This is a genomic window from Kineococcus sp. R86509 (assembly GCF_042466365.1).
In the GTDB taxonomy this organism is placed as follows: Bacteria; Actinomycetota; Actinomycetes; order Actinomycetales; family Kineococcaceae; genus Kineococcus.
This window is the reverse complement of record NZ_JAXHCE010000001.1, coordinates 687,135-708,471: the sequence shown is the minus strand read 5'-3', so window position 1 is coordinate 708,471 and position 21,337 is coordinate 687,135. Positions and strand designations below refer to the sequence as shown.

At 73.3% G+C, this 21,337-nt stretch carries 20 protein-coding genes; 10 read left to right on the top strand and 10 right to left on the bottom strand.

Annotation, left to right across the window (positions count from 1 at the left end; translation table 11 throughout):
- Positions 1–192 precede the first annotated feature (192 nt).
- Complete coding sequence (locus SJY07_RS03410; RefSeq protein ID WP_380157037.1) at positions 193–1,422, top strand: Ig-like domain-containing protein; 1,230 nt, start codon at positions 193–195, stop codon at positions 1,420–1,422.
- Positions 1,371–2,363, top strand: coding sequence for a YbhN family protein (locus tag SJY07_RS03405; RefSeq protein ID WP_380157035.1), 993 nt, complete (start codon positions 1,371–1,373; stop codon positions 2,361–2,363). The genes SJY07_RS03410 and SJY07_RS03405 overlap by 52 nt, the downstream gene beginning before the upstream one ends.
- A 74-nt stretch (positions 2,364–2,437) precedes the next feature.
- Here the strand turns inward: SJY07_RS03405 and SJY07_RS03400 are convergent, their stop codons facing one another.
- The 5 genes from SJY07_RS03400 to SJY07_RS03380 all read right to left on the bottom strand — a co-directional run bounded on the left by SJY07_RS03400 (position 2,438) and on the right by SJY07_RS03380 (position 7,610).
- Positions 2,438–3,199 carry an SDR family oxidoreductase gene (locus SJY07_RS03400; RefSeq protein ID WP_328295644.1) on the bottom strand — a complete coding sequence of 254 codons (762 nt, stop codon included), beginning with the start codon at positions 3,197–3,199 and terminating at the stop codon, positions 2,438–2,440.
- 100 nt (positions 3,200–3,299) lie between these two features.
- On the bottom strand, positions 3,300–4,970 hold the full coding sequence (locus SJY07_RS03395; RefSeq protein ID WP_328295645.1) for a ubiquinol-cytochrome c reductase cytochrome b subunit: 1,671 nt from the start codon (positions 4,968–4,970) through the stop codon (positions 3,300–3,302).
- The gene (locus SJY07_RS03390; RefSeq protein WP_328295646.1) at positions 4,967–5,998 is read right to left on the bottom strand and encodes a Rieske 2Fe-2S domain-containing protein; all 1,032 of its coding nucleotides are present in this window, start codon (positions 5,996–5,998) and stop codon (positions 4,967–4,969) included. Before SJY07_RS03390 ends, SJY07_RS03395 begins: the two co-directional genes overlap by 4 nt.
- Before the next feature lie 58 nt (positions 5,999–6,056).
- The gene (locus tag SJY07_RS03385) at positions 6,057–6,842 is read right to left on the bottom strand and encodes a c-type cytochrome (protein WP_380162137.1); all 786 of its coding nucleotides are present in this window, start codon (positions 6,840–6,842) and stop codon (positions 6,057–6,059) included.
- A gap of 108 nt (positions 6,843–6,950) precedes the next feature.
- On the bottom strand, positions 6,951–7,610 hold the full coding sequence (locus SJY07_RS03380) for a heme-copper oxidase subunit III (protein WP_380157032.1): 660 nt from the start codon (positions 7,608–7,610) through the stop codon (positions 6,951–6,953).
- 314 nt (positions 7,611–7,924) lie between these two features.
- Between SJY07_RS03380 and trpD the strand changes: the two genes are divergently transcribed.
- On the top strand, positions 7,925–8,995 hold the full coding sequence (trpD, locus tag SJY07_RS03375; RefSeq protein WP_380157030.1) for an anthranilate phosphoribosyltransferase: 1,071 nt from the start codon (positions 7,925–7,927) through the stop codon (positions 8,993–8,995).
- A gap of 45 nt (positions 8,996–9,040) precedes the next feature.
- Here the strand turns inward: trpD and SJY07_RS03370 are convergent, their stop codons facing one another.
- Both SJY07_RS03370 and SJY07_RS03365 read right to left on the bottom strand, forming a co-directional pair.
- A complete protein-coding gene (locus SJY07_RS03370) occupies positions 9,041–9,319 on the bottom strand; it encodes an Lrp/AsnC ligand binding domain-containing protein (RefSeq protein WP_328295650.1) in 279 nt (92 codons plus the stop codon).
- A gap of 9 nt (positions 9,320–9,328) precedes the next feature.
- A complete protein-coding gene (locus tag SJY07_RS03365; RefSeq protein ID WP_380157028.1) occupies positions 9,329–11,089 on the bottom strand; it encodes a DEDD exonuclease domain-containing protein in 1,761 nt (586 codons plus the stop codon).
- A gap of 228 nt (positions 11,090–11,317) precedes the next feature.
- On the opposite strand from SJY07_RS03365, the gene SJY07_RS03360 reads away from it, so the two are divergent.
- Genes SJY07_RS03360 through SJY07_RS03350 form a run of 3 tightly spaced genes read left to right on the top strand, consistent with a single transcriptional unit; the run spans position 11,318 to position 13,852 of the window.
- Positions 11,318–11,503 (top strand): hypothetical protein, encoded by a 186-nt coding sequence (locus SJY07_RS03360; RefSeq protein WP_328295652.1) that lies wholly within the window; start codon positions 11,318–11,320, stop codon positions 11,501–11,503.
- 7 nt (positions 11,504–11,510) lie between these two features.
- Positions 11,511–12,665: a hypothetical protein gene (locus tag SJY07_RS03355; protein WP_380157026.1), complete on the top strand. Its 1,155-nt coding sequence runs from the start codon at positions 11,511–11,513 to the stop codon at positions 12,663–12,665.
- Positions 12,662–13,852 (top strand): glycosyltransferase family 4 protein, encoded by a 1,191-nt coding sequence (locus tag SJY07_RS03350; RefSeq protein WP_380157024.1) that lies wholly within the window; start codon positions 12,662–12,664, stop codon positions 13,850–13,852. The genes SJY07_RS03355 and SJY07_RS03350 overlap by 4 nt, the downstream gene beginning before the upstream one ends.
- Here the strand turns inward: SJY07_RS03350 and SJY07_RS03345 are convergent.
- Together SJY07_RS03345 and SJY07_RS03340 are read right to left on the bottom strand one after the other, a co-directional pair.
- Positions 13,755–15,128, bottom strand: coding sequence for a hypothetical protein (locus SJY07_RS03345; protein ID WP_328295655.1), 1,374 nt, complete (start codon positions 15,126–15,128; stop codon positions 13,755–13,757). The genes SJY07_RS03350 and SJY07_RS03345 overlap by 98 nt on opposite strands.
- 8 nt (positions 15,129–15,136) lie before the next feature.
- Positions 15,137–16,936 carry an AMP-binding protein gene (locus SJY07_RS03340; protein ID WP_328295656.1) on the bottom strand — a complete coding sequence of 600 codons (1,800 nt, stop codon included), beginning with the start codon at positions 16,934–16,936 and terminating at the stop codon, positions 15,137–15,139.
- Between the two features lie 196 nt (positions 16,937–17,132).
- On the opposite strand from SJY07_RS03340, the gene SJY07_RS03335 reads away from it, so the two are divergent.
- From SJY07_RS03335 to SJY07_RS03320, 4 genes are all read left to right on the top strand, one after another.
- Positions 17,133–17,741 carry a hypothetical protein gene (locus tag SJY07_RS03335; RefSeq protein WP_380157021.1) on the top strand — a complete coding sequence of 203 codons (609 nt, stop codon included), beginning with the start codon at positions 17,133–17,135 and terminating at the stop codon, positions 17,739–17,741.
- A 112-nt stretch (positions 17,742–17,853) separates the two neighbouring features.
- Positions 17,854–18,855: an ROK family protein gene (locus SJY07_RS03330; RefSeq protein ID WP_328295658.1), complete on the top strand. Its 1,002-nt coding sequence runs from the start codon at positions 17,854–17,856 to the stop codon at positions 18,853–18,855.
- 32 nt (positions 18,856–18,887) lie between these two features.
- Positions 18,888–19,970 (top strand): ROK family glucokinase, encoded by a 1,083-nt coding sequence (locus SJY07_RS03325; protein WP_380157019.1) that lies wholly within the window; start codon positions 18,888–18,890, stop codon positions 19,968–19,970.
- Complete coding sequence (locus SJY07_RS03320; RefSeq protein WP_380157017.1) at positions 19,970–20,731, top strand: endonuclease/exonuclease/phosphatase family protein; 762 nt, start codon at positions 19,970–19,972, stop codon at positions 20,729–20,731. The genes SJY07_RS03325 and SJY07_RS03320 overlap by 1 nt, the downstream gene beginning before the upstream one ends.
- Before the next feature lie 9 nt (positions 20,732–20,740).
- Here the strand turns inward: SJY07_RS03320 and SJY07_RS03315 are convergent, their stop codons facing one another.
- The gene (locus SJY07_RS03315; RefSeq protein ID WP_380157015.1) at positions 20,741–21,277 is read right to left on the bottom strand and encodes a hypothetical protein; all 537 of its coding nucleotides are present in this window, start codon (positions 21,275–21,277) and stop codon (positions 20,741–20,743) included.
- Between the last annotated feature and the right edge of the window lie 60 nt (positions 21,278–21,337).

Here is a 21,337-nt window from a genome sequence, read left to right as displayed (position 1 = left end):
GATCGCGGTCTCCCGTCACCCGTTGCCGGCATCCCCCCGACCGGTACCCGTCGCGACCGTGACCGGATCGTGATGTGCACGCGTGCAACGCGACGTGTCCGCGCGGCGTCACCAGGGTGAGCCGTCCAGGTGCGAGGATCGACGGTGGGGGAAGTACGAGAGGGTCCTGGTGACCCGGGGGAGAAGCGCTCGGTGGAGAACAGCACGTACGTCCAGGTGCGGCGACGCACGATCGTCGCGGCGGTCCTGGCGGGGGTCGCCCTGCCGTTCGGGCTGACCGCCTGCCAGTCGGACGCCGACTCCGGCGCGGCCGGGAAGCCGTCCGCGAGCGGGACGCCGTCCGCACGGCCGGCCACGATCACCGTGACCCCGGCCGACCTGACCGGTGACGTCCGTCCGGACGCACCCGTCACCGTCACCGCGGCCGGGGGCAAGCTCACCGACGTCACCGTGACCGCGGCCGACGGCACCCCGCTGGCCGGTGCCGTGGACGCCGCCGGGACCACGTGGACCAGCAGCGCGGCACTCGCGCCGGCCACGGCCTACGCCGTGCACGCCGTCGCCACGAACACCGCGGGTTCGGCCGCGACGCGGGACAGCACCCTCACGACGTTGACCCCGACCGAGACGGCCTTCCCGGCCGTGGCGCCGCTGGCCGGTTCCGAGGTCGGGGTCGGGATGCCGGTCATCGTCACCTTCGACGCCCCCGTCGCCAAGGACAAGCGCAGCGTCGTCGAGCAGAACATGACCGTCACGGGGTCCCCGAACCCCGTCGCCGGGTCGTGGAACTGGCGTTCCGACACCAAGGTCGAGTTCCGGCCCGAGCAGTACTGGCCCGCGCACAGCACGGTGCACGTCGGCCTCGCGCTCGGCGCGATCGAGGTCGCCCCGGGCGTGTGGGGCAAGAGCCGCGACATCGACTTCACGATCGGCTCCGCGATGCTCAGCACCGTCGACATCGGTGCGCACACCCTGACCGTCACCCGCGACGGTGAGGTCCTCAAGACCATCCCCGTCACCCTGGGGCAGTCCGGCAGCGGCGGGCAGTTCGTCACCCGCAGCGGCACCAAGGTGATCATGAGTCTCGAGAAGTCCCGGGAGATGAACTCCGAGACCACCGGCATCGGGCAGGACGACCCGCGCTACTACAACCTCGACGTGAAGTACGCGATGCGTCTCACCAACTCGGGGGAGTTCCTGCACGCCGCCCCGTGGTCCGTCGCCTCGCAGGGCAGGGCGAACGTCAGTCACGGCTGCACGGGCATGAGCACCGAGAACGCGCAGTGGATGTTCCAGAACTCCAAGGTCGGTGACGTCGTGACCTACACCGGCAGCGACCGCGGCATCGAACCCGGCAACGGCTTCAACGTGTGGAACGAGACCTACGACCAGTGGCGCCAGGGCTCCGCGCTGACCGCCTGAGACGCCGCCGACGGTGGGCCCGTCGCTTCTGGCGGGTCCTCCTCGCGGTCGCCACCGTCGTGGCCGTGGTCGTCCTCGTGCACCGTCTGCAGGGGGCCGACCTGGGGGAGCGGCTGCGCTCCGCCGACCCCGGCTGGGTGACGATCGCAGCGATCGTCGCCGTCGTCCCCCTGCTCGGCAACGTCGCCTCCATGACGGCCCTCTCGCCCGTGCGGATCCCGGTCGTGCGGACCTGCCTGCTCTGGCTCGCGACGTCCTTCGTCAACCTCGTCACCCCGTCGAGCACCGGGGGGGTCGCGCTGACCGTCCGCTACCTGCAGCAGCGGGGCCTGCCGCTCGCGGTCGCGGCCACCACCATCGGCATCGTCCAGTCCACCTCGTTCGTCGTCACCGCGGTGCTCCTGCTCGGCTGCGTCCTCCTCGCGGGTCGCGAGCCCGAGGCCGGGGTGTCGCTGCCCTGGCCGGTCCTCGGCGGGGCGGTCGTGCTCGCGGGCGTGCTGTTCCTCGTCGTCCGCTGGTGGCCCCGCGCCCGGCGTCTCGTCGCCGAGAAGGTGGTCGAGCCGGTCCGGGCGGAATGGCCGGCGCTGCGCCGCGTCCTGACCCACCCGACCCGCGTCCTGGTGGCCCTGCTCGGACACCTGGCGGTGCCCCTGGGGTTCGCCTCCACCCTGCTCTGCTGCGCCCGTGCGGTCGGGGGAGACCCCTCGCTGCCCCTGCTGGTGCTCGTCGTCGTCGGGAGCTCCGCCGTCGCCGCCGCGATCCCCGTTCCGGGGGGCATCGGCGCCTCCGAGGCCTCACTGGCCGCGGGACTGGTGGCGTCGGGGCTCGACCCGGTGCCCGCTCTCTCTGCCGCGCTCCTCTACCGGGCCCTGACGTTCTGGCTCCGCGTACCCTTCGCCTGGGTCGCTCTCCTCTGGCTGCGGCGGCGCCGCGCGGTCTAGGGGTTCGGACCGTCGACGCACCGGGCGAGACGGTCCGCCCGGTGCGTCGACGGTTCCCACCCGGGCGGGCGGGATCAGCCGGTGAAGCTGCCCGTGTCGCCGACGTAGCGGGTGTGGTCCGCGGGGACCGGGTCGACCGCGGCACTCGCCACCTCGGCGGCGAACTCGGCGACGTCGTAGAGCTTGCCGGCGGCCTCCTTGCGGGTGGCCAGCGCACCGGGGTTGGAGCGTTCGAGCAGGGTGGCGGTGATGGTGCCCTCGATCATGTCCCCGGACACGACGACGAACTCGATCCCGCGCGCCTCGAGATCGGGGAGGAGAGCCCGCAGTGCGTCCTCTCCGGCCCGCTTGCTGCGCGCGACCGCTTCGTACTCCGGCATGGTCTCGGTCGTGTTGATGAAGTGCGCCTGGTGGCTGGTGACGAAGACGATGCGGGAGCCGGCGGCGAGCAGGGGGAGCGCGGTCTGCAGGACGCGCACCTGGGCGTCGCGGTTGAGCTGCATCGCGTAGTCCTCGGCCATGCCCTGTTCCATGCCGCCCGAGGCGTTGAGCACCAGCACGTCGAGACCACCGAGTTCGGCGCGGACCGTGTCGAACATCGCGGTGACGGAGGCGTCGTCCGTCAGGTCCGCGGCGACGGCGAAGGCCGTGGCGCCCGACTCGGTGAGCTGGGCGACGAGCTTCTCGGCGCGAACGGCCTTGTTGCGGTAGTTGATCACCACGGACGCACCCGCCTGAGCGAAGTACGTGACGGTCTGGGCGCCGATGCCGCGGGAGGAACCGGTGACGAGGACGCGCTTGCCGGTCAGGGTGTCAGGGGCGAGGGGGGAAGTCACGGGGGGAGAGCCTAACTGTTCGGTTCAACGGTTCGACGTGTCGAGGGACAGCAGAAGGGCCCCGAACCGTTCCCGGCTCGGGGCCCTTCGGTGGAGCTGATCAGCCGTGGGTCGTCTGCGACGTCCCGATGGCCGGGTTGTCACCCCGCTCGAGCTCGTCGGCGTGGGCGTTCTCGAGCTCACTGTGCTCGTCGTGGTGCGAGGCGGCCAGTTCCGTCGGGGTCACCGGCTCGACGCGGTCTTCGAAGTAGAACTTCGACAGCTGGCGCTGGATCTTCCCGTAGATCGTGTCCGGGTTCCCCGCGTCGACGCGGTCGTCGATCTCCATGGGGCGCGGGTTGTCGTGCTGGACCAGGGTCCACCGCTCCAAATCGGTCAACGGGGCGTGGACCTCGATGAACTCACCGTGGGGGAGGCGGACGATGCGCCCGGTCTCGCGACCGTGCAACGCCTTTTCGCGGTCGGCCCGCTGCAGGCCGAGGCAGATGCGCTTGGTGATGACGAACGCGAGGGCCGGGAGGACGAACACGGCGAGCCGCAGGAAGCGCGTGATGTCGTTGATCGACAACGAAAACATGTGGGCGATGATGTCGTTGCCGCCCGAGATCCACAGCAGGACGTAGAACGTCAGCGCCATGACACCGAGACCCGTGCGGGTCGGCTGGTTGCGCGGCCGGTCCAGCAGGTGGTGCTCACGACGGTCGCCCGTCGCCGCCTGCTCGATCCAGGGGTAGACGACCGCCGCGAGGACCATCAAGCCGCAGATGACGAGAGCCATCAGGATGTTGAACGAGAAGGTGTGACCCCACAGCTGGAACTCCAGCCACCCCGGCATCAGCCGGACTGCACCGTCGGTCCAACCCATGTACCAGTCCGGCTGCGAACCGGCGGTGACGGGCGAGGGGTCGTAGGAGCCGTAGGCCCAGATCGGGTTGATCGAGACCAGCGACGCGATGAGGGCGATGACCCCGAAGACCAGGAAGAAGAACCCGCCGGCCTTGGCCATGTACACCGGGAAGAGGGGGAAGCCGACGACGTTGTCCTCGGTGCGGCCCGGGCCGGGGTACTGGGTGTGCTTGTGCACGACGACGAACATGAGGTGCACCGCGATGAGCGCGAGCATGATCGCCGGCAGCAGCAGGATGTGGATGGTGAAGAACCGCGGGATGAAGTCCGTCCCGGGGAACTCGCCACCGAAGAGGAAGAAGCTGATGTAGCTCCCGACCACCGGGATCGCGAGGATGATCGCCGACGCGATGCGGATACCGGTACCGGAGAGGAGGTCGTCCGGCAGCGAGTACCCGGTGAACCCCTCGCCGACGGCGAGGACGGCGAGCAGGACGCCGATGACCCAGTTGACCTCACGCGGCTTGCGGAACGCGCCGGTGAAGAACACCCGGCACATGTGCACGACCGTCGCGGCCACGAAGACCAGCGCGGCCCAGTGGTGGACTTGGCGCATCAGCAGTCCACCACGGACGTCGAAGGACAACCGCAGGGTGGACTCGTAGGCCTCCGAGACGTGCTGTCCCGTCAGCGGCAGGTAGATGCCGTTGTACGTCGTCTCGGCCGCGGACGGCTCGTAGAAGAACGTGAGGAAGGTGCCCGTGAGCAGCAGGATCACGAAGCTGTACAGCGTGATCTCGCCGAGCATGAACGACCAGTGGTCGGGGAAGATCTTGCGGGCGAACCCGTTGACGACCTTGCTCGCGCCGACGGTGTCGTCGGCGAAGTTCGCGACGCCACCGGCCGCCTTGTCGATGGTGCTCATCCGCGCTCCCAGAAGCTCGGGCCCACGGCTTCGTCGAAGCCGTCCGTCGCCACGAGGTACCCCTCGTCATCCACCGCGATGGGCAGTTGGGGGAGGGCCCTCTTGGCGGGGCCGAAGATCACCTTGCAGTCTTGCGTCAGGTCGAACGTCGACTGGTGACACGGGCACAGCAGGTGGTGGGTCTGCTGTTCGTAGAGGGCCACCGGGCAGCCCATGTGAGTGCAGATCTTGGAGTAGGCGACGGTTCCGTCGACCCCCCACTCTGCGGACTTCTGCGTCAGCAGACCCTCGTCCAGACGCATGAGCAGCACGGCCGACTTGGCCTTCTCGTTGAGGACCGACTCGGCGTTCTCGATGCCTTCGGGCAGCACGTGGACGACAGACCCGATGCTGACGTCCGCCGCACGGATGCGACCACCCTCGGGGTCCTTGACCAGGTGGGTGCCCGCTTCCCACATCGTGATGGAGAGCTTGTTGCCGGGCAGCGGACCCGTGTCGCGGAAGAAGAACACCGCGGGGATCGGGAAGAGTGCCAGCGCACCGACGAGGGTGTTGCGGATGAGCGGACGACGCCCCAGACCGGCCTCCGCGGTGCCCTCCTTGAGGATCCCCACGGCTTCGTCACGCTCGGCGGTGGTCCCGCGCTGGCGGTGACGGAGGTCGATGCGCTCGTCGTCGGGCATGAGGGTCTTGGCCCAGTGCACCGCCCCGACCCCGAGGGCGAAGAGGGAGACGAACATCGACAGGCCGATCGCCTTCGTCGACAGGCTGACCCGCTCGAAGCTGTCGTCGTACTTGATCGCGATGATCGAGACGATGATCCCGATCGTGCCGATCATCGAGAGGATCAGGAAGAAGGCGACCTGACGTTCGGCGCGCCGGGCGGCGGCCGGGTCGGTGTCACCCATGCGGTGCCGGTGCTCCGGCAGCCCCGGGTTGTCGAAGCGGTCGGGAACGCCGCCTGAGGGCTTGGCGAGGGTGGTGTTCGCCTGCCCGTGCGCCTCTTCGGCGCGTTCGATGTCGCTCATGCTCCCTGTCCGTCCGGTTCCTTCGCCTGTCGCTTCGCGGTGTTGCAGATGTCGCTCATCAGGACGACTTCATCCCCAACCAGACGGAGACGCCGATCAGGAGGCCGATGCCGCCGATCCAGGCCAGCAGACCCTCGGAGACCGGGCCGATGGAACCCAGCGTGAGGCCGCCCGGGTCCGGCCGCACGTCCTCGTTGGTCAGCCAGGCGATGATCGCCGTCTTGTCCTCGGTGCTGATGGTGTTGTTGTTGAAGACCGGCATCGACTGCGGGCCCGAGACCATGGCCTCGTAGATGTGCTTGGCGGAGACCCCGTCGAGGCTCGGCGCGTACTTGCCGGCCGTGAGAGCTCCACCCTTGCCGGCGAAGTTGTGGCACATCGCGCAGTTGGTGCGGAAGATCGCGGCGCCCTGCGCGAGCTGCTCCTTGCTGACCGAGCTGGTGTCGAGCTGCTCGTCCGTCGGCATGGCCGGGCCCGGGGCGAGGGAGGCGATGTACGCCGCCATCTGGTCGATCTGGTCCTGCGAGAAGCGGACCTTGCTCACCTCGGGGGCCTGGGCGCCCGACTGGGCCAACGGCATGCGCCCGGAGCCGACCTGGAAGTCGACGGCCGCGGCGCCCACGCCGATGAGGGAGGGGCCGGGGTTCTTGCCCTCGACCACGCCACCACCCTGCGCGTTGAGCCCGTGGCAGGTGCTGCAGTTGGCGAGGAACAGCTTCTTGCCCGCCTCGACGTCATCGGCCGACGCGGTCGCGGTGGTCGCCTGCGCGTCGCGCGGGGCCACCGCGGCGTACAGGCCGCCGACGAGGAGGAGCGCCAACGCGATCAGCACGACGACGGCCATCGGGTGGCGCCGTCGGGCGCTGAGTGCGGTGAGGGTCCTGGTCACGGTGCTGGTGCTCGCTTCCTACGGGGCGTTCGGACTGCGGGAACTGCGCTGGCGGTCGGGGCGTTACTTGAGGATGTAGATGATCGTGAACAGACCGATCCACACGACGTCGACGAAGTGCCAGTAGTACGAGACGACGATGGCGCTGGTCGCCTCCTGGTGCCCGAAGCGCTTCACGGCGAAGGACCGGCCGATGACCATGAGGAAGGCGATGAGTCCGCCGAAGACGTGGATGCCGTGGAAGCCGGTGGCGAGGATGAAGACCGAGCCGTAGGCGTTGGTGGCGATGGTCAGACCCTCGTGCGCGAGTTCCGCGTACTCGAAGACCTGACCGGCGACGAAGAGCGCCCCGAAGATGTAGGTGAGGACGAACCACTCCTGCATGCCCCACTTGGAGAGCTGGTGGAGCTTGCCGAGGCGGCGCGGCTGGAAGCGCTCCGCGGCGAACACCCCGAACTGGCACCAGAACGACGAGATCACGAGGATCGTCGTGTTGACGCTGGAGAACGGCACGTTCAGCAGCTCGGGGCCGGACTCCCAGAGCGCCGGGGCCACCGACCTGATCGTGAAGTACATGGCGAACAGGCCCGCGAAGAACATGAGCTCGCTCGACAGCCACACGATCACGCCGACCGACACCATGTTCGGTCGGTTCACGGACCCGTGGGCCGGACTCGGGGTACTGCTCTGGACAGCCTGTGCACTCGCCACGCGCACAATCATGCCCCACCCGTTTCCGCTTCGCTGCCCGGCCCACCGACAACGTGTCGTAGATCTCCGTTGGGCCGGTCGGGGGAGGTTCGCCACGGGGTGTGCGCAGGTCGTGCGGAGGGTGCGGATCCTGCGTGGAGCAAGGCGTCCGGGCCGCGCGACGGCGTCTACCGCCCCCTGAGGTCACGGAACGGTCTCGATCTGGGGGCCGCGCGTCCGGCGCGTCGGCAGGTGGGCCCGCCCGTTCCCGCGATCAGTAGGGTTCGGGTCGCCGCGTGCTCGAGCGCGGCGCTCGATCGTCTCGACCCAGGGAGCCAGGACCAGCCATGACCACCCCCGCCGCACCCACGTGGTCCGGGCTGCTGACCGAGCTGATGGCCGGTCGCGACCTCGCCCTGGAGCAGGCGTCGTGGGCCATGGACCAGGTGATGCGCGGCGAGGCCAACGACGTCCAGCTGGCGGGCTTCCTCGTGGCCCTGCGCGCCAAGGGTGAGACCAGCGCCGAGCTGACCGGGCTGGCCGAGGCCATGCTGAGCCACGCCGTGCCGTTGGAGGTCCCCGGCCCGATCGTCGACCTCGTCGGCACCGGCGGGGACCGCGCGCACACGGTGAACATCTCGACCATGGCCTCGCTGGTGCTCGCCGGAGCCGGCCACCGCGTCGTCAAGCACGGCAACCGGGCCGCCTCGTCCTCCTCCGGCTCCGCCGACGTGCTCGAGGCGCTCGGGGTCCGGCTCGACCTGCCGCCGCAGCGGGTCGGCCAGCTCGCCGTCGAGGTCGGGATCACGTTCTGCTTCGCCCAGGTCTTCCACCCCGCCATGCGCTTCGCCGCCGGCGCCCGCAGCGGCCTCGGGGTGCCGACGGCCTTCAACGTCCTCGGCCCGCTGACCAACCCGGCGCGGGCGGGGGCCTGCGCCATCGGGGTCGCCGACCGCCGGATCGCCCCGCTCGTGGCCGGCGTCCTGGCCGGCCGGCGGACCTCGGCGCTGGTCTTCCGCGGCGAGGACGGGCTCGACGAGCTCACGAGCACGGGGCCGGCCCGGATCTGGGTCGTGAGCGGCGGCCAGGTCACCGAGACGGTGCTCGACGCCGTCGCGGAGCTCGGGCTGGCGCCGTCGACGCTGGCCGACCTGCGCGGCGCGGATGCGGCCTACAACGCGGAGGTGGCCCGCCGCCTGCTCGCGGGAGCCCGGGGTCCGGTGCGCGACGCCGTCGTCCTCAACGCGGCCGCGGCGATGGTCGCGGCCGGGGTGCGGGCCGCGGGCTCCACCGCCGTCGACCCCGCGCCCGCGCTCGTCGACCACCTCGCCGAGGGGATGCGGCGGGCCGAGGCCGCGCTGGACTCCGGCGCGGCGGCCGACGTGCTCGACCGGTGGGTCCGCGCCAGCGCGGCCTGACTCCCGGGCGCCCCGCGGTGGGGGTCCCGCAGTCGAAACCGTCCCTCAGTCGAAACCGAGGGCGAAGGCCGTCTCGAGGTCGTGCTTGGAGTAGGCGCGGAAGGCGATGTTCGTCGTCGTGCTGACGACGCCGTCGACCCGCGCGATCCCGCCGGCGATGACGTCGGCCAGCCGGTCGTGCTCCTGCACGCGGACCATGACGACGAGGTCGACGTCCCCGGTCACCGAGTAGACCTCGCTGACCCCGTCGAGGTCGGCGAGCGCCTGCGCGACCTCGGGGATGCGCCGGCCGTCGCACTGGACGTTGACGATGGCGGTGATCACGCGCCGAGACTACTCGGGCTGCCCCGGGCGCAGGTGGTACCGCGCCCAGCCCGCGCCGCGCACGGGTGAGGCCCAGGGGCGCCGGTCGTCCTCCTCGACGCTGACCAGGCGCACCCCCGGTTGCTCGAGCCAGCCCAGCAGCAGGTCGGTCTCCTCCACCAGCAGGCCGCTGCGGGCGGCGTCGGGCGCGGGGACGGCCTCGCCGGTGGCCCGCAGGGCGGCGATGTGCGGCATCGGGTCGGCCCCCCGCGGGGTCACGCACGTCCCGGCGAGCCGGCCGTGACGGATGAGGACGACCTCCCAGCCGCCGTTGCGCCAGCCCGGCGTCGCGACGCTGCGCCGAGCCGCGACGATCTCGGGGGCCGAGGCGATCGGCGCGCGACGCTGGGAACGGTCGGCGGCGTGCAGGAACGCCTCGAGGCGGTCCCGGGCCCCGGCGGCCTCCTCGTAGCGCTGCTGCTCGGTGAGGAGCTGCAACCGGTCCCGGCCGCGGGTGAAGGTCGTCGTCGCGTCGTGGTGCATCGCGTCGCGGACGGCCGCGACGACACCGGCGTAGGACTGCGCGTCCTGCCCGCCGCGTCCGGTGCCCAGGCAGGGCGCGCCGCAACGACCGATCTCGAGCAGGACGCAGGCGCCCGGGCCGTCCTGCGTAGGGTTCTTCGGGATGCGACGGGTGCACTGGCGCAACGGGTGGGCGTCGTGCAGGGCCTCCACGGCGAGCTCGGCGGTGCGGGCCGAGCGGAAGGGGCCCAGGTAGTCGCCACCGTCCTCGCGCCGTTGCCGCACCAGCGACAGGCGGGGCCAGGCGTCGGTGGTGAGCTTGACCCAGGTCACCTTCTCCGGGGTCTTCGACCGCCGGTTGTAGGGCGGGGCGTGCTCGGCGATGAGCCGGAGTTCGCGCACCCTCGCCTCCAGCGGCGTCTCGCAGACCACCGGGACGACGCTGGTCGCCGCCCGGACCATCTCGGTCATCCGCGGACGCGTCTCCGAGGCCGTGAAGTAGGACGACACCCGCCGGTGCACGTCGACGGACGTGCCGACGTAGAGGATCCGCCCGGCGGCGTCGCGGAACTGGTAGACCCCCGGGGCCGAGGGCAGCCCGACGGCGAGGTGCTTCTTCTCCCGGCGTGCCTTGCTGACGACCGTCGCGGCGAACGCGGTCAGGTCCTCGATCGTGTGGACGCCGCGGTTGCCGACCCGCCCGAGCAGCGCGTGCAGGACGTCGACCGTCGCGCGGGCGTCGTTGAGGGCGCGGTGGTCCGGGGTGGTCACGGTGCCGAACAACCGGGCCAGCGAGCCGAGCTTGTTGTTCGGGGCCTCGTCGCGGTCGACGAGCTGACGGGCCAGGACGACGGTGTCCACCACCCGCGGCTTCGGCCAGTCGCGGTCGGTGAGCCCGCAGGCGGCGACGAGGAACGAGACGTCGTAGCGGGCGTTGTGCGCGACGAGGACCGCGCCGCGGTCGAAGCCGGCGAACTCCAGGAACGCGGGGAGCGCCTGCCGCAGCGTCGGCGCCGAGGCGACCATCCGGTTCGTGATCCCCGTGAGGACCTGGACGAAGGCGGGGATGGGGGAGGTCGGGCGCACCAGGGTCTGGAACTCGCCGAGGACCTGGCCCCCGCGGACCTTCACCGCGCCGATCTCGGTGATGCCGGCCTCGGCCGGGGGGCCACCGGTCGTCTCGAGGTCGACGACCACGAAGGTCACGTCCGCCAGCGGCCGGCCCAGGTCCTCGAAGCTGCTCTGGAAGCTGGTGGTGCCGCTGGACATGGGGGGACCGTAGGCGCCGGGCCCGACAGGACCGCGGCGCGACACGCGCAGACCGCCCTCCGCGGTGGTCGGCCAGCACGCCGCTCCGTCGGGCGCTGCGGTGCCCACGGACCTCCCCCGGCCCGCTGACCTGGTCGAACGCCCGTTCGAGGGGTCGTGTCGGAGGGCGGTGCTGGGATGCGGAGCACCGGCCGCTGGGGCCGGTCCCGACGATCCGGAGGTCACCCGGTGCTCATCGACTGCGACAGCTGCACGGTCCGTCCGCAGGCGTGCTCCGAGTGCGTCGTCTCGGTCCTGCTCGGACCACCGGGGGACGCGGTGCTCGACGTCGACGAGCTCGGGGCGGTGGAGGTGCTCGCGGCCTCCGGGCTGGTCCCCCCGCTGCGGCTGGCGACCCGGCGCGAGGCGGGATGATGCCGAGGTGCGTCCCGTCCCGTCGTTGCCACGACGGCTCTTCCTCCTGGCGCCCCCCGTCCTCGCCGGGTGCTCCGCGCGGCCCACGGCCCCCGCAGCCGACGGCGTCCAGCAGGTCCTCGCCGCCCGCGGGGCCGCGCTGGTGGCCGGTGACCTCACGGCGGCCGGTGCGGGCTACGACCCCGCCGAGCGCAGCGCCGTGCGCGTCCTCGACGCCCGGGCCGTGCGCGCCGGACTGCGCGAGTGGGCCGTCAGCGGGCTCGACGACGCTGCCGCGGGCGTCGCGGGGACCCTCCGGGTCCGCGTCGAGGGCGAGGGGCGGGCCGTCGCCGGCGCCTTCCGGGCCGGCTGGGACGGTCGGCTCCGCACCTCCACCGCGGGGACACCGCAGCCGTGGGACCTCGGTGACGTCGAGGCCCGGGTCGTCGGGGGCGGGGTCGTCCTCGTGCTCGACCTCGCCGCCGGTGAGGTCGCCGACCAGGTCGCGGCCGACCTCCCCGACGCCACGGCGCGCGTCGACGCCGCCTGGGGCGGGGACTGGCCCCGGGGGACGGCGGTCGTCGTCCTCCCCACGGCCGCCGAGGTCACCCGGTTCGCCGGACGCGACCCCTCCGGGCGGCTCGACGCCGTCGCCGTGGGCCTCGACGCCGACCTGCCCGACGGTGCCCCGGCCGGGGTCCGCGTCGTGCTCTCGGTGGAGCGCTTCACCGCGCTGAGCCCGCTGGGGCGCAGCGTCACCCTCACCCACGAACTCGTCCACGTTGCGACCCGGGCGACCCCCCGCGCCGCCGGTGCCGTGGTGCCCACCTGGCTGACCGAGGGCTACGCCGACCACGTCGCCCGCCTGCGCCGTGACGTCGCCGCGACGGCGCTCGCCGCCCCGCTGCTGAGCGCGGACGGCGTCCCGCAGGTCCCCGACGACGCGGCGTTCCGCAGCTCGGAGCCGGCGGCGCTGCAGCTCGCCTACGCCGCGGCGTGGACGCTGGTGACCTCGGCGGCCCGGGTGGCGGGGACGTCCGCGGTGACGGCCCTGCTCCGCACGGTGCTGGCCGGGACGGACCTGGAGGCCGCCTGCCGGCAGGCGCTGGGCCGCTCGTTCGCGGACGTCGTCGAGACCTGGCGCGCCGACGTCGTGAGCGACCTGGTGGGGTGGGGGCCGTGAGCACGCTCGTCGTCACCAACGACTTCCCGCCGCGGACCGGGGGGATCGAGTCGTTCGTCCACGCCGTCGTCCGCCGCCTGCCCGCCTTCGGCGACGGCGACGCGGCCCGGGTCGTCGTGCACACCGCCCGCCAGCGGGGTGACACCGCCGTGGACGCGGAGCTGGCCGCGCGGGGGATCGTCGTGGTCCGCGACCCGTCCCCGCTGATGGTGCCCACCCCGGGCATCGTGCGGCGGGTGCAGCGCACGGCCCGCGAGCACGACGCCGACCGGGTCTGGTTCGGGGCGGCGGCCCCGCTGGGGCTGATGGCGCCCGCGCTGCGCACGGCCGGGGTGCGGCGCACGGTCGCGACGACGCACGGCCACGAGGTGTGGTGGTCCAGCCTGCCCGGATCCCGCTCGGCCCTGCGCCGGATCGGGGAGGGCAACGACACCGTCACCTACCTCGGCGACTGGTGCCGCTCGCGCATCGAGCGACCGCTCACCGTCGCCGCGAGGTCCCGGATGCGCCGGCTCACCCCGGGCGTCGACGCGGAGGTGTTCCGTCCCGACCCCGCGGCCCGGGAGCGGGTGCGCGCCGAGTTCGGCCTGGGGCAGCGCCCCGTCGTCGTCTGCGTCTCGCGGATCGTCGCCCGCAAGGGCCAGGACGTCCTGGTCCGGGCGCTCCCCGAGATCCGGCGGCGGGTGCCGGGCGCGGCGCTGCTGATCGTCGGCGACGGTCCGCACCGCGGGGCGGTGGAGGCGCTCGCCCGGCGCGCGGGGGTGTCCGGGGACGTCGTCTTCACCGGGTCGGTCCCGTGGGACCGGGCGCCGGAGTACTACGCCGCCGGTGACGTCTTCTGCATGCCGACCCGCACCCGCCTCGGCGGGCTGGAACCCGAGGCCCTCGGCATCTGCTACCTCGAGGCCGCCGCCTGCGGGTTGCCCGTCGTGGCGGGGGACTCCGGGGGAGCCCCGGACGCCCTCCTCGACGGGGTGAACGGTCACGTCGTCGACGGCCGCTCCAGCGCTGAGGTGGCCGCCGCGGTCGCCGACCTGTTGCAGGACAGGAGGACCGCCGAGGCGTTCGGTGCCGCGGGACGCGAGTGGGTCAGCCGTCGCTGGGGCTGGGAGGAGCAGGCACGTCGACTGGCCGACCTGCTGGCCGGGACCGACGTTCCGCCCGACCCGGCGGAACGGCGGGACTGAGCGCGCCCGAGGACGCGGCCACGGCGAGCAGCAGCAGGGCCCCGACGAGCCAGAACTGGTTGTAGAAGGCCTGCTTGTTCACCAGGTTCGCCACGAACAGGACGGCCGCGCACCAGCTCAGCAGGCCGGCCAGGCCGACCGCGCGGCGGCGCAGCGTCACCACGGCCGCACCCAGGACCGCCAGGACGACCACCCCGACGACGGCGATCGGCAACTGCACGCCGGCCTCGTTGAGCACGAAGGTGTAGAGCGTGTCGGCGAAGCGCAGGGGGGCGAGGTCGAGCATCGTCGTGACCGTGTCGTGCCGGAAGTCGCCGAACCCGGCGACGATCCAGGGCGCCATGAGCAACCCCGCCCCGCCGGTGGCGACCGCCGTGCGCCGCCAGCCGAAACGGGGCCAGACCGCGAGCAGCGGCAGCAGGGCCACCACGTGCTGCTTGCTGGCCAGCGCCACCGCGAGCGGGACCACGGCCCACCAGGCACGCCCGGTCCGCACCAGCAGCGCCCAGCCGGCGAGACCGACGAGCACCGTGGGTTCCGTCCAGGCCTGCTCGATCAACGTCCCGGAGCCGGGAGCGAGCAGCAGCAGCGCGGCCGCCGCGACCGCCGGCCGGCGCCAGCGGCCCAGCGCACCGACGCAGAGGGCGCTGACCAGCACGAGGACCAGCAGCGCCCAGCGCACGTCCCCGGCGAGCCAGCGACCCGGGGCCGTGAGCACCGCCGTCCACGGCAGGTACGCGAAGGCGTCGGTGATGCCGGGGGAGCCGACCCAGGTCTGGGCGTACATCGACTTCCCCGCCGCCATCGCGTCCGCGGACTGCTGCAGGATGACCCAGACGTCGATGCGGGGCGCCGGGTCGCCGACGATCACCAGCGTGCCCGTGCCCACGGCCCCGACGACCCCCGCGAGCACCGCCAGTCGCCGGCTCGCCCCGCTGCCGGGCAGCAGCAGCCCGGCGACGACGAAGCAGCACACCCCGAGCACGATGCGGACCAGCAGCTGCCCCGCGTCGTCGAGGTAGCTGAAGGCGGGGACGCCCAGGTTCACCAGGCCGACGAGCGCCAGCAGGGCGGAGGGCACCCACCCGCCCGCTGCGCCGTCCCGTGCCTCCCGAGCCTCGCGGTCGTCGCGTGCCGTCCACGCCAGCCCCACGACCAGGGCGGCGATGACGACGTAGCCGGCGACGATCCACCACCGGTAGCGCACCACGCTGTGGGTGGCCAGGGCCATCAGCCCCGTCCACGCCACGAGCGTGGACGCGTCGCGACGGCTCATCGAGTGGATCACGAGGAGTAGAGGGCCTCGACCTGGTCGGCGAGGTCCTTCAGGACCTCCGACCGCTTCACCTTGAGGGAGGGGGTCAGGTAGCCGTTCTCCACCGTGAAGTCGTCGGCCAGCACCCGGAACTTGCGGATCGACTCCGCCCGGCTGACCGACTCGTTGGTCCGGTCGACGGCCTTCTGCAACTCCGCCAGCACCTCCGCGTCGGTGCGGGCGGTCGCGAGGTCGAGACCGGGTCGGCCGTGGTTGGCGCCCCAGCCCGGCAGCGCCTCCTCGTCCAACGTCAGCAGGCAGGCCACGAAGTGGCGCCCGTCGCCCACGACGACGGCCTGCGAGATCAGCGCGTGCGCCCGCAGCCGGTCCTCCAGCGCGGACGGCACGACGTTCTTGCCGTTCGCGGTGACGATGATCTCCTTCTTGCGCCCGGTGATCCGCAGGTAGCCGTCGTCGTCGAGGGTGCCGAGGTCGCCGGTGCGGAACCAGCCGTCGGCGAAGGCCTCCCGGGTCTCCTCGGTCCGTCCGCGGTACTCGTGGAAGACCCCGACCCCGCGGGCCAGGATCTCGCCGTCCTCGGCGATCGTGATGTCGGTGCCCGGCAGGGGGAGTCCGACCGTTCCGACCTTGATCTTCGAGGGGCGGTTGACCGTCAGCGGGGCCGTCGTCTCGGTGAGGCCGTAGCCCTCGAGCACGACGAGGCCGACGCCGCGGAAGAAGTGCGCGAGGTGCTCACCCATGGGCGCACCGCCGGAGACGGCGTACTCGACGCGGCCTCCCATGAGCGTCCGCAGCTTGGAGTAGACCAGGCGGTCGAAGACGCGGTGGCGCACCCGCAGCGCCACCGACGGGCCGCCGGTGTCGATGGCCCGCGACCACGCGTCCGCGGTGAGCGCGGCCTGCTCGAAGATCCGCGCCCGGAACCTCCCGCCGGAGGCGGCGCGCTGCTCGGCCCCGTTGAAGACCTTCTGGAACACCCGCGGCACGGCCAGGATGAAGGTGGGCCGGAACCCGGCGAGGTCGGGCAGCAGGTCCTTGGCGTCGGCCGTGTGGCCCATCCGGATCCGGCTGACCAGGCACAGCGCCTGGATGAAGCGGGCGAAGACGTGGGCCAGCGGGATGAACAGCAACGTCGCCGCGTCCTGGCGGCGCAGCACCTCGGGGATGGCCTCGTCGGCGTTGCGGGCCAGGTCGAGGAAGTTGCCGTGGGTGAGCAGGCAGCCCTTGGGGCGGCCCGTCGTCCCGGACGTGTAGATCATCGTCAGCGGGTCGCCCGGACGGGCCAGCGAGCGGGAGTGCTCGACGTCGGCGTCGCTGACGTCCTCGCCCGCGGTGCGCAGGTCGGCGACGGCCCCCGACTCCAGCGTCCAGACGTCGCGCAGGGCGGGGAGGCGCTCGCGGACGGAGGCGATCCGGCCCGCGTTCTCGGTCGTCTCCACGACGGCGGCCACGCAGCCGGAGTCGGAGAGGATCCACTCGATCTGCTCCGGGGAGCTCGTCTCGTAGACGGGGACGGTCACGGCCCCCGCGAACCAGCCGGCGACGTCGAACAACGTCCACTCGTAGCTGGTCCGGCCCATGATCCCGATCCGGTCGCCGGGGTGGATGCCCGCGGCCAGCAGGCCCTTCGCGATCGCGGTGACGTCGGCGAGGAACTCCTGCGCCGTGATGTGCTGCCACGTGCCGTCCGCACCCTTGCGGCTCACGCTGACGTGCCGGGGGTCCTGCCGCGCGGTGTCCACCACGCAGTCGGTCAGGTTGCCGGTCGTGGCGGGCTGGACGAGCGGTGGCTCGCAGCTGCTCCGCACGCTGGTTCCTCCTCGCATCGCTCCCGGGCCGCCGTGCTCGCGCGGTGCGCGGACGTCCGGGCGCCGCCGTCTCCGTCGGCGGTGCGACGACCCTACCCGCGAGGGGTCCCCGCCCCGGCGCGACGTCACCGCGACACCCGCACGGAGCAGCGGGAGGGGTTCAAGGTCGGGGCCGGGGGTGTCGATGCGTGCAGGTGTGAACGACGAGAAGGCGCGACCGCTCCCCGTCGGGGACCTCCACGGCTTCGCGCCGCTCGACGACCAGGGCCTGCTGCCGGCCCCCCGGCACGCCGGTCGCGACACGACCCGCACCAGCGCCGCGTTCGGCGCGGTCGAGGTCGGCCCGCCGGTCAGCCGGCTCGCGCAGGAACCCGTCGCGGCGCCCGCACCGGCGGGTCCCGTCGTGGCGCGCGCCGAGCGCTGTCCCTCCTGCGCCGCCCGGGTCCGCCCCGAGCAGGACTGGTGCTCCCTCTGCCACGCCTCGTTGCTGCCCGCCCCCGCGCCGGTGGTGATCGCGCCGGTGGTGACGGCCGCGCCCGTGCGCCGTGAGCTCCCGCCCGCACGGGTCGTCGAGGACGAGGACGGTCAGCTCGCGCTGGACTTCGAGCAGCCCCGGCCCGCCGCGCCGGCCGTCGACGAGGCCGAGGTCGAGCGGATGCTCGGTGCCCTCGCCCGCACCGACGTCAAGGGACCGCGCGGCCTGCAGAGCCGGCAGGCGAAGATCGCCGTCGCCGTCGGGGGCGGCCTCGGCCTGACGGCCTTGCTGCTCGGTGGCATGACCGCCCTGGGAGTCGTCCTCGGCTGAGGCGCGGGACCGGCACGGGTCACCCGCACGCACCGGGTAACCTCGCCGGGGCTGCACGTTCGGGCAGCCGCCCCGGTCGCGGGGCCGACGTCGCAGGGAGAACCGCACCGGCATGGTCGAGCAGCGCGCCGAGACGCACCACCACGACGCCACGAGCACCGGCAACGCCGTCGGTGTCGACATCGGGGGGACGAAGATCGCCGCCGGGGTCGTCGACCATCGCGGCGAGATCATCGCCCAGACCCGCCGGGAGACCCCGGCCCTGCACCCCGAGGCCATCGCCGACGCCGTCGCGGACGCGATCGCGGAGCTGGAGACGACCCACGAGTTCGGTCCCGTCGGCGTCGCCGCGGCCGGTTTCGTCGACGCCGCCCGGCGCAGCGTCGTCTTCGCCCCGAACCTCGCCTGGCGCGACGAACCCCTCGCCGACCGCCTGGAGTCCCGCGTGGCGCGCCGCGTCGTGGTCGAGAACGACGCGAACGCCGCCGCGTGGGCGGAGTACCGCTTCGGTGGCGGTCTCGACGAGGAGGGCAACGCGGTCGCCGACCTCGTCATGCTCACGCTCGGCACCGGCCTCGGGGGCGGGATCGTCTCCGGCGGTCTGCTGCAGCGCGGGGCCAACGGCGCCGCCGCCGAACTCGGTCACGTCCGCGCCGTCCCCGGTGGCCGCGCCTGCGGGTGCGGGAACTCCGGCTGCTGGGAGCAGTACGTCGCCGGGAACGCCCTCGTCCGCGACGCGCGCGACCTGCTCCGCTCCGGCGACGCCGACGGTGCGGTGCTGCTGCGCGAGGTCGGCGGCGACCCGGACGCGGTGACCGGCCCGGTCATCACCCGCCTCGCCCAGGCCGGTGACCCCGGCTGCGCGCGTCTGCTCGCCGACGTGGGCCGCTGGTTGGGCGAGGCCGTCGCGAGCTTCGTCGCGATGCTCGACCCCGAGGTCGTCGTCATCGGTGGCGGCGTGTCCAGCGCCGGTGACCTGCTGCTGGCCCCGGCCCGGGTGAGCCTGGCGGAGAACCTCTCCGGCCGGACCCACCGCAAGCCGCCGCCGCTGCGCACGGCGACGAAGGGCAACGACGCCGGGATCATCGGCGCCGCCGACCTCGCCCGGGTCTGACGGACGACACCCCTGCGATCGGGAGCAGAGACATGGCCGTACCCCGCACCCCGCGTCCGCCCCGCCGTCGGCGCGCACCCGACCCGCGACGGGTCGCGCTGCAGCAACGGCTGCGCCAGCAGACCCGCCGGGTCTTCATCGGGGACGGGCCGGCCGTCGGCGTCGACATCGGCGGGACGAAGGTCGCGGCGGGAGTCGTCGACGGCGAGGGCAACGTCGTCATGCAGTTGCGGCGCGACACGCCCACGACCAGCCCGCAGGGGGTCGAGGACACGATCGCCGAGGTCGTGGAGGAGCTCGCCGCCCACCACGACATCGTCTCCGTCGGCATCGGGGCCGCGGGTTTCGTCGACGCCGAACGCGCGACGGTGCTCTTCGCGCCGCACCTGGCCTGGCGCCACGAACCGTTGCGCGAGGCCGTCGAACGACGCATCCGCGCCCGGCTGGGTCGGCGCATCGGCCGGCGCACGATCGTCGAGAACGACGCCAACGCCGCCGCCTGGGCCGAGTACCGCTTCGGGGCCGGCCAGGAGGAGTCGCGGCTCGTCTGCGTGACGATGGGCACGGGCATCGGCGGTGGGATCGTCAACCAGGGCCGCGTGGTCCGCGGCCGCTACGGCATCGCCGGTGAGTTCGGGCACATGATCGTCGTTCCCGGTGGCCACCGCTGCGAGTGCGGCAACCGCGGCTGCTGGGAGCAGTACGCCTCGGGCAACGCACTGGTGCGCGAGGCCCGGGAGCTCGCCCGGTCGAACTCGCCGGTCGCGCACACGTTGCTGGAACTCGCCGGGGGCGATCCCGAGGCGATCACCGGCCCGCTCGTCACCGAGGCCGCCCGGGCCGGCGACCCGGCCGCGGTGGAACTCTTCGAGGACGTCGGCCGCTGGCTCGGCATCGGTGTCGCGAACCTCGCCGCCGCGCTGGACCCGGGGACCGTCGTCATCGGGGGTGGGGTCTCCGACGCGGGCGAACTCCTGCTCGGCCCCTGTCGCGAGGCGTTCCGCCGCACCCTCACGGGGCGGGGTTTCCGTCCCGAGCTCACGATCGCCCGCGCCAAGCTCGGCCCGGCGGCGGGTCTGGTGGGTGCGGCGGACCTGTCCCGCGGCTGGGGCTGATGGCCGGCCCGGGTTCCGTCGGGCGCCCTGTCGCCCGGATGCGGGTGGCGACGTTCAACGTGCGTGAACTGCTCGACGACACCGTCGCGCTGCGCGACCTGCTGCGCACCGCGGCGGCCGACGTCGTGTGCCTGCAGGAGGTCCCCACGTTCGGTCCGGTCGCCCACCGCCTCGGCGACCTCGCCGCCGACACCGGCCTGTGGCTCGCGGCGTGGGGTCGGGCCGGTGCGGGGACGGCGGTGCTCACCGCCGCCCGCGTCGACGTGCGGGCCGGCGCGGTGCGGGAACTGCCGACCGCCCGCTGGCGGGGGCGCAGGCCGGTGCGGCGCCGGGGAACCGCCGAGGCCGTCGTCCGCGTCCCGCTGGGTGAGGGGTGGTCGCGGGAGGTGCTGGTGCGCAGCGTCCACCTCGGCCTGGAGGCCGGGGAGCGTTCCGACCACGTGGCCCGGCTGCTGCCCGCGACCCCCGTCCCGGGGTCCTGCGGGCCGTGGTCCGACGCGCCCCTGGTGATGGCGGGGGACCTCAACGAAGAACCCGGCGGAGCGGTCCACCAGCGGTTCTCGACGGTGCTCGCGGACGCGGCCGAGGTCGCGGGCCGCCCCTTCCCGACCTTCCCGGCGCGGGCACCGCGCAGGCGGCTGGACCTGGTCCTCGTCGATCGCCGGCTGAGCGTCACCGAGGTCAGCACCCCGCCGGGGAACGCGGCCGCAGCCACCGACCACCTGGCGGTCGTCGCCGACCTGCTCGTCCCGGCCGGTTGAGGACGGGTCTCAGACCACGGCACCGTCGTCGTCGTCGTCGTCCCGCGAGCCGGGAAGACGGATGACCAGGGTCGCGAACCCGGCCACGAACACCCCCGCGGTGATCGCGGTCACGAGCTGCGGGACGTCGTTCCAGCCCAGCGCCACGACGAGCAGGAAGAGCGGTGCGCCGACGACGGCGATCCACGCGGCCCAGCCCAGGAGGTCGCGGGGGAGGGGTTGCGGTTCGGCGGGGACGAAGCGTTCCTCGGAGGAGGACCGCAGTTCGACCGGCTCGTCGTCGCGCCGGCGGGGGGTCGCGAACCACTCGGGCGTCGGGACGTCCTCGTGGGGGGGCGGAGGGAGCGGAGTGACCGGGCGGACCAACCGGGGCTCGGGGCGAGGCGCCTCGCCGGCCTGGGCGTCGTCCTCGTCGGCCGCGGGGGTGGTGTCCCCGGCCGGCGTGTCGGTCCTCGAGGTGGCTTCCTCACCCCAATGCGCGACGATCAGCGCGAACGCCGCATCGACGTCGAGGGGACCGGATCCGTCGTCCGGGGTTCGAGGCACGCTCCATGGTGTCACGGGTGACCCGAGGTGGTCGAGGTTTCGGCGTGGCGCGCGCCGGTC